Source organism: Spirosoma lacussanchae, assembly GCF_005870035.1.
Classification (GTDB): domain Bacteria; phylum Bacteroidota; class Bacteroidia; order Cytophagales; family Spirosomataceae; genus Spirosoma; species Spirosoma lacussanchae.
On record NZ_SWJG01000019.1, the window covers coordinates 1 to 2,500 of the forward strand.

General features: G+C 56.2%; 1 rRNA gene (cut by a window edge). It reads right to left on the reverse strand.

From position 1 onward, the window contains the following. Window positions 1-5: 5 nt before the first annotated feature. Window positions 6-2,500, reverse strand: a 23S ribosomal RNA gene (locus FBR45_RS26235); it runs 345 nt beyond the window's last position.

A 2,500-nucleotide genomic window follows, 5' to 3' on the forward strand; every position in this document is an offset into this window, starting at 1 on the left:
AAGCGAAGCACACGCGTCCGGGGCCATTAGTACGGCTCAGCTCAACACATCTCTGTGCCTACACCTGCCGCCTATCAACGTCGTCGTCTCCAACGCCCCTTTATACCGGATGACTCATCTCGGGGCCGGTTTCGCACTTAGATGCCTTCAGCGCTTATCCATTCCCAACGTAGCTACTCGGCCGTGCCTGCGGCCAGACAACCGATCCGCCAGCGGTTGGTCCATCCCGGTCCTCTCGTACTAAGGACAGATCCCCTCAGTCATCCAACGCCCACCACAGATAGAGACCGAACTGTCTCACGACGTTCTGAACCCAGCTCGCGTGCCACTTTAATCGGCGAACAGCCGAACCCTTGGAACCTTCTCCAGCCCCAGGATGTGACGAGCCGACATCGAGGTGCCAAACCTCCCCGTCGATGTGAGCTCTTGGGGGAGATCAGCCTGTTATCCCCGGCGTACCTTTTATCCTTTGAGCGATGGCCCTTCCATGCGGAACCACCGGATCACTATACCCGACTTTCGTCCCAGATCGGCCTGTTTGCCTCACTGTCAAGCTGGCTTCTGCTATTGCACTCCCCTGCCGATTACCGTCCGGCATGAGCCAACCTTGGGAAACCTCCGTTACCCTTTCGGAGGTGACCACCCCAGTCAAACTACCCACCAACTACTGTCCCCCACCAGGAGGTTAGATCACCAGTCAGCCAAGGGCGGTATTTCAAGGTTGGATCCACGACGCCTGGCGACGCCCCTTCAACTCCTCCCGCCTATCCTACACATGCCTGACCAGCAACCCATAGTAAGCTGTAGTAAAGGTGCACGGGGTCTTTTCGTCCCGTGGCGGGTAAGCGGCATCTTCACCGCTACTACAATTTCACCGAACTCATGGTTGAGACAGTGCCCAGATCGTTACACCATTCGTGCAGGTCGGAACTTACCCGACAAGGAATTTCGCTACCTTAGGACCGTTATAGTTACGGCCGCCGTTTACTGGGGCTTCAGTTCAAACCGTCGGGTTACCCCTAAGCTCCCCCCTTAACCTTCCAGCACCGGGCAGGTGTCAGACCCTATGCGTCAACTTTCATTTTGGCAGAGTCCTGTGTTTTTGGTAAACAGTCGCCTGGGCCTCTTCTCTGCAGCCTCCCATTGCTGGGTAGGCCCCCCTTATCCCGAAGTTACAGGGTCATCTTGCCGAGTTCCTTAACCATGATTCTTTCGCGCACCTTAGAATATTCTTCCCAGCTACCTGTGTCGGTTTACGGTACGGGTATCCATACGCTTGACGCACCCTCACTTTTCTTGGAAGCCCCTTCAGTGTTTCGTGTTGGCCGAAGCCGCCACTCAGCGCCCTATTCCGTCAGGACCCAACACCCCCGGCACTCCGTCATGAGACTACCTGCATGGATAGTGTGGGACTATTAACCCACTTCCCCTCAGAGCCCGCCATTCGGCTGCCCCTTAGACCCCGACTAACCCTCCGATGACTGCCATCGCGGAGGAAACCTTAGCTTTTCGGTGTGAGGAGTTCGCATCCTCATTCTCGTTACTTATGCCTACATTTGCGTTTCTGTGCGGTCCACCAGTGGCTCACGCCCCAGCTTCACCCCCCACAGAATGCTCTCCTACCACAATACACTCCAAGTGTATGTCCACAGCTTCGGTGAAATACTTGATGCCCGGTTATTATCGACGCCCGCCCCGCTCGACCAGTGAGCTGTTACGCACTCTTTAAAGGAATGGCTGCTTCCAAGCCAACCTCCTGGCTGTCTCAGCAGCCGGACCGCCTTTGTTCAACTTAGTATTCACTTGGGGACCTTAGCTGGTGGTCTGGGTTGTTCCCCTCTCGGAGCAGGACCTTAGCACCCTGCCCCTCACTGCCCCGCACCCCTCTGCGCATTCGGAGTTCAATAGAAGTTGGTAGGATGTGACTCCCCCGCATCCTCTTGGTCGCTCTACCTCACAGACGGTAACACGGAACGCTGTTCCTAAAAACATTTCGGAGAGTACGAGCTATTTCTCAGTTTGATTGGCCTTTCACCCCTACCCGCAGCTCATCCGGAAGCTTTTCAACGCTTATCGGTTCGGCCCTCCACGGTGTGTTACCACCCCTTCAGCCTGGCCACGGGTAGATCACCAAGTTTCGCGTCAACCCCTGCTGACTGCACGCCCTGTTCAGACTCGCTTTCGCTTCGGCTGCGTGTGTCCACACACTTAACCTCGCCAGCAACGGTTACTCGTAGGCTCATTATGCAAAAGGCACGCCGTCACCCCCGTCACGAGGGCTCCGACCGCTTGTAAGCGCCTGGTTTCAGGTTCTATTTCACCCGGGTACACCCCGTACTTTTCACCTTTCCCTCACGGTACTCTGCACTATCGGTCTTCTGAACGTATTTAGCCTTACCGGATGGTGCCGGCTGCTTCAGAGGGAATTTCTCCGGTTCCCCCCTACTCAGGATCCCCAACCCACCAGCGCCCTGACCACTACGGGACTCTCACCCCCTCT